This is a genomic window from Actinomadura sp. NPDC048032, assembly GCF_040653175.1.
Taxonomy (GTDB): domain Bacteria; phylum Actinomycetota; class Actinomycetes; order Streptosporangiales; family Streptosporangiaceae; genus Spirillospora; species Spirillospora verrucosospora.
On the sequence record NZ_JBEZJP010000517.1, the window covers coordinates 1 to 5,099 of the forward strand.

The window sequence follows — 5,099 nt, forward strand, 5'->3', positions numbered from 1 at the left end:
CGCGATCCGCACCGTGCCCGCGTCGGGCGCGAGCAGGGTCGCCAGGAGGAGCAGCAGCGTCGTCTTGCCCGCCCCGTTGGTCCCGACGAGCGCCGGGCGAGCCGAAGGCCTTTCGGGATATGACCCGGGTCGCGCTTTCGGCCCGGTTGCCTTCCGGCCCCGGCGCCGTACGGTCTTGATCAGGTCCTGCTCGGCAGGGCTTCTGCCTCGTGCAGTTCGTGACTAAAGCCCGGAAGGCTGCGTGATCATCATGATCCCGACCAACGACCGTCCCGAGATCTCCCGTCGCGGGAACGGTTTCCCCCTCACCCGCTACGCCGGGCCCGACTTCACCTGGCCCGCCTTCACCGGGGTGAGCTTCCCCGGGGGCGGCTTCACCGAGATCGACTTCGTCCTGGTGGAGCTGGTCGTGGTGGAGTACGACCGGGTGTGGATCCCCGTGCTCGACCTCGCCACGATGCGCGTCACCGTGGTGGAGTTCCTCGTGGTGAGGGTCACCGTGCGGCGGATCGCCATCCTGTGGATCACCGTCGTGGAGTACACGCCGGTGGGCTGCTACGTGCGGGAGTACGGCCTGCTCAAGTACCTCCGGGAGGAGTACACCCGGGACGGGTACGACTGGGTGGAGTACACCGCGCTGGTCTCCCCTGCGGCCTGGCGAGTGTGAGAACCGCGCCCTAGGCCCCCCGGCCTGCGCGGCTCCATCGTCAAGATGACCGAGATGAGGGGGGCTGGTCCGGCCCCCTTCTACGGCCCCGGCGTGACGCCGGACGCCGACCGCGAAACCTTCGGCTCAGCCGAGCCGATTCCCACATGAGCGTGCCGTCCCGCATGGCACGCTTCTTCACCGAAGTGGCCCTTCTCCCCCGGGAGGAGGGCCACTTTCGTTGAAAGACGCCCGCACGCCCGCCGAGCCCGCACCAGGAAACGTGAGCAACATGCCTTAGGGGACGGCGCCCCGCACGGAACCGCGCCCGTTCCGAGGAAGCGAAAGCCCGGCGCGGCGCTCTGCCGGCCAAGGACCTTTCGCGATGGTCATGAAAGCGCCCCCGGCAGGATTCGAACCTGCGGCACCCGCTTTAGGAGAGCGGTGCTCTATCCCCTGAGCTACGGAGGCGTGTCGTCGCTCGCGGTAGAGCGTAGCGGACGGCACCTACAGGGTAGGGGAAGGGGAGTGGTGGGCGCTCCCTGTTATGCGCCGGACCCTAGGCCGCGCGGGGGCGGTATGGGTACGCTTCCGTTCCGTGACGGGACGGCATCGAGGGCAGCCGAAGGACCTGGACGCCCGGGAATCGGCGGGCGAGGAGTCGCCGCGCGGTAGGCGGATCACGGTCGTCGCCGCGGCATTCGCGGTGCCCGTGCTGGTGGCGTCGGCGATCGCGTTCGGGCTGCGGGACGAGCCCGCGCGGGAGAGGCCGGAGTCGGCGGGCGGGCCCGCGCGGAGCGTGGCGCCGGCGCCGGAGGGCGAGCCGACGTTCGGGACGTACGTGCCGCCGGAGACGGAGCCGCAGGTGGCGACCAAGCCGCCGAGGCGGGCGCCCAGGCCGGCGGTGACGCCGCGGAGGGCGAGCCCCGCGCCCGCGCCCACCCCCTCCCCGTCCGCGCGTGGGCGGCGGCCGTGCCCTGCCGGCTGGGAGGACGTCTGGTGGATGCGCCGGTGGTGCGAACATCACCGAAGTCGCTGAACCGATTACGGACAGGTCATCGTAGATCCTGTAGTAGCGTTCTGGCGCTGTTCCGCTTTTGGGCATCAGGAGGAAAACCACCGTGCCGAACCCCCGGTCGGCGGCGCTGACCGCGGTCTTCCTGGTGATGGCGACGCTCTCACCGCACGGCGCCGCGAACGCGGCCGCGGGGGCCGACTCGCTCGAGTCGCTGCGCCGCGAGGCGACGAAGGCGCGCACCGAGCTAGAGAAGGCCACGAAGCAGATGGAGACCCGGAAGAAGGACCTTGCCGGGTCCCAGGTGAAGCTGCGCGCCACGCTGAAGGACCTCGCCGGGGCCGAGGCCGAGCTGAACCGGATACGCGAGCCGCTGGCCCGGCTCGCGAACACCTCCTACCAGCAGAGCGGCGCGGCCGGTTCCATGGCGATCTTCGGGGGCGGCGATCCGAGCACGGCGCTGCGGTCGACGGCGGACGTGACGCTCATGGCGAGGTCGCAGCAGGCGCTCGTGGACCGTGCCGACGAGCTGCAGGACCGGCGGCAGCGGCTCGCCTCCACGGCGCAGGAGCTGCAGTCGCGCAACGCGGTCGAGCAGACCCGCCTCCAGCAGGAGGTGGAGGGGCTGAAGAACCGGTCGGCGCAGTTGACCAAGCAGCTCAACGCGATGCTCGACAAGCTGGCGGTGACGCGGCAGAAGCGGCTCGAACTCGGGTGCGACAAGTCCCTGGCGAGGGATGCGAGGAAGTTCCCCAACGGGCTCATCCCGTCGAAGTACCTGTGCCCTCTGCCGCAGAAGAACGGGCACATGCTGCGGGCGGACGCGGCGCTCGCCTTCTACAAGCTGAACGAGGCGTACAAGCGCAGTTTCGGGCGCGACATGTGCGTGACGGACGCCTACCGCAGCCTGGCGGACCAGCACCGTGTCTACGCGCAGCGGCCCGGCTTCGCGGCCGTTCCCGGGACGAGCAACCACGGCAAGGGGCAGGCGCTCGACCTGTGCGGTGGTGTGCAGAGCTCGGGTTCCGTCCAGTTCAACTGGATGGAGGCCCACGCCGGGAAGTACGGATGGATCCACCCGGCCTGGGCCTACAGCAACCCGTTCGAGCCCTGGCACTGGGAGTTCGGGACGGAGAACGGATGAGCCGGGCCGCCCGGCGTCAGCGGGGGGCCGGCACCTCGTCGGCGGGGACGACCTCCGCCGTGCAGTAGCGGCAGCGGCGCGCCTTCACCGGGATGTCGCTGAGGCACTGCGGGCACTCGCGCTCGGTGGCCTCCTTGCCGCGGTCCATCCGCTCGATCAGCTTGGTCGTCGGGAGCACGACCAGGAAGTAGACGATCAGGGCCGTGATGAAGAACGCGATCGCCGAGGTCACGAAGACCCCGTAGGGGAACGTGGTGCCGTCGATGCTGACGGCCAGGCGCGTGTAGTCGGGCTTGCCGCCGAGAAGGGCGATCAGCGGGGTGATGAAGGAGTTCGCGAAGTCCTTCACGAGCCCGGCGAACGCCGCTCCGACGACGAACGCCACCGCGAGTTCGACAAGGTTCCCGCGGAAGAGGAACTTCTTGAATCCGCTCATGTCGGCTCCAGGGGTTGTGGGGGTCGCGCCCCCGGCTGGCGGGGCGCGTGAAACGGCTACGGATCGTAATGAAGTCATGCCTGATTCGCCAAGTCGGCCCCTCCCACGTGCGCGGGGTCAGGGGGCGGTGATCGTCAGGGCGAGGGGGCCGGCGGCGCCGGCCAGGGCGACGGCCTGGGGGCGGTCGGTCGCCAGGACGACCAGGGCGCCCTCCTCGGGGCCGTTCTCGTCCGGGGGCGGGATCGCTATGACCGGCACTTCTGACACCACCACGCGTGCGGCGGGCCAGCGGGGGCGCGGGCCGTTCGCGGGGGCGCCCTCGGACGGCACGGTCAGGACGTCCACGCGGTCGCCGGGGCGGACGAGGCGGGCGGCGCCCGCGTCGGCCAGGCGGACCGGTGCGGCGACCGTGCCGGGGCCGTAGCCGCGCAGGAGCCCGGCGCCGACGACGCGGGCGTCGGTGAGGGGTTCGCCGCGGCGCATGGGGCCGACGAGGACGCGGCCGGCGCCGCCCGCGCGGAGCGCGCCCGCCGGGACGGCGGACGGCGGCAGGTCGAGGGGGCGGAGGTCTGAAGTCCATCGAGACCCCCGACGACCAGACGATCGTCTTCCACCTGAACGAGCCGTTCCAGGAGTTCGACTACCTGGTCTCGATGTCGCAGTCGATCCCTGTGCCGAAGGCCAAGGACACCGGCACGAAGTACGAGTCCGCGATCGTCTCCAGCGGGCCGTACAAGATCGACAACTACACGCGCGGCAAGTCCATGTCGCTGTCGCGCAACCCGAACTGGAACCAGAGCACCGACCCGCTCCGCAAGGCGCTGCCGGACAAGATCGAAGTCCAGATCAAGCAGAACGCGGACGACATCGACCAGCGGATGCTGGCCGGCGCGCTGGACATGGACATCACCGGCGTCGGCGTCCAGGCCGGGACCCAGCCGAAGGTGCTGACCCCCGAGCAGAAGCCGTACGTCGACAACCCCGTCCAGGGCTTCCTGCGGTTCATGTCGCTGAACGTGAACGTCAAGCCGCTCGACAACATCCACTGCCGGACGGCCGTGCAGTACGCGACCGACAAGGTCGCCGCGCAGACCGCCTACGGAGGCCCGCTGGCCGGCGGCGACATCGCCACCACCGTGCTGCCCCCGTCGGTGGACGGCTACACCAAGTTCGACCTGTACCCGCAGAAGCAGGCCGAGGGCGGCGGTCTCGACCAGGCCACGCTCGCCAAGGCCAAGTCGGAGCTGCAGGCGTGCGGCCAGCCGAACGGCTTCAGCACCAAGATCTCGGCGCGGTCGGACCGGCCGAAGGAAGTCGCGATGGCCGAGGCGATCCAGCAGAGCCTCGCCAAGGTCGGCATCAAGGTCAGCATCGTCCAGTTCCCGGCCGGCGACTACTTCAACAAGTACGTCGGCGTGCCGAAGTACGTTCACGACCACGGCATCGGCATGATGATCATGGCGTGGGCGGCCGACTGGCCCACCGGCTACGGCTTCCTCTCGCAGATCGTGCACGGTGCGGCGATCAAGCCGTCCGGCGGCAACAACCTCGCCGAGCTCAACGACCCGAAGGTCAACAAGGGCCTCGACGACGCGATCTCCAACGGTGACAAGGCTTCGCGTCTGAAGGCCTATGGTGAGGTCGACAAGGCGGTCATGGCGACCGCCGCCGAGGTGCCGCTGATCTACGCCAAGGCCCTGATGTACCGGCCGAAGCGCGTGACGAACGCCGGCATCACGTACTACTACGGCGGAATGTACGACTACCTCAACATGGGCGTGGAGTGACACTCCGCTTCGTCCGTGCGTCCAGCTGAAGGCAGGTGAAGGCGACGCCCGCCGGCCGTGCCGGGACCCAC

The 5,099-nt window shown here is 70.0% G+C and carries 7 protein-coding genes and 1 tRNA gene; 4 read left to right on the forward strand and 4 right to left on the reverse strand.

Translation table 11 applies throughout. From position 1 onward, the window contains the following. A partial coding sequence (locus AB0C69_RS37820; RefSeq protein WP_360360648.1) for an ATP-binding cassette domain-containing protein occupies window positions 1-183 on the reverse strand: 183 nt, incomplete at its 3' end. A 58-nt stretch (window positions 184-241) separates the two neighbouring features. On the opposite strand from AB0C69_RS37820, the gene AB0C69_RS37825 reads away from it, so the two are divergent. After that, window positions 242-667: a hypothetical protein gene (locus tag AB0C69_RS37825; protein ID WP_360360638.1), complete on the forward strand. Its 426-nt coding sequence runs from the start codon at window positions 242-244 to the stop codon at window positions 665-667. Window positions 668-1,044: 377 nt separating this feature from the next. Here the strand turns inward: AB0C69_RS37825 and AB0C69_RS37830 are convergent. Next, a tRNA-Arg gene (locus tag AB0C69_RS37830) sits at window positions 1,045-1,117 on the reverse strand. 127 nt (window positions 1,118-1,244) lie between these two features. On the opposite strand from AB0C69_RS37830, the gene AB0C69_RS37835 reads away from it, so the two are divergent. Together AB0C69_RS37835 and AB0C69_RS37840 are read left to right on the forward strand one after the other, a co-directional pair. Beyond that, window positions 1,245-1,685, forward strand: coding sequence for a hypothetical protein (locus AB0C69_RS37835; RefSeq protein WP_345173381.1), 441 nt, complete (start codon window positions 1,245-1,247; stop codon window positions 1,683-1,685). Window positions 1,686-1,767: 82 nt separating this feature from the next. Beyond that, window positions 1,768-2,805 (forward strand): D-alanyl-D-alanine carboxypeptidase family protein, encoded by a 1,038-nt coding sequence (locus AB0C69_RS37840; RefSeq protein WP_345173383.1) that lies wholly within the window; start codon window positions 1,768-1,770, stop codon window positions 2,803-2,805. A gap of 16 nt (window positions 2,806-2,821) precedes the next feature. Here AB0C69_RS37840 and AB0C69_RS37845 read toward each other — a convergent pair whose 3' ends face one another. Beyond that, window positions 2,822-3,241 (reverse strand): MscL family protein, encoded by a 420-nt coding sequence (locus AB0C69_RS37845; protein ID WP_360360642.1) that lies wholly within the window; start codon window positions 3,239-3,241, stop codon window positions 2,822-2,824. 117 nt (window positions 3,242-3,358) lie between these two features. After that, window positions 3,359-3,724, reverse strand: coding sequence for an RcpC/CpaB family pilus assembly protein (locus tag AB0C69_RS37850; RefSeq protein ID WP_360360645.1), 366 nt, complete (start codon window positions 3,722-3,724; stop codon window positions 3,359-3,361). Between the two features lie 86 nt (window positions 3,725-3,810). Here AB0C69_RS37850 and AB0C69_RS37855 point away from each other — a divergent pair, with 86 nt between their 5' ends. Further along, window positions 3,811-5,028, forward strand: a complete 1,218-nt coding sequence (locus tag AB0C69_RS37855) for an ABC transporter substrate-binding protein (protein ID WP_360360651.1) — start codon at window positions 3,811-3,813, stop codon at window positions 5,026-5,028. Window positions 5,029-5,099: the final 71 nt, after the last annotated feature.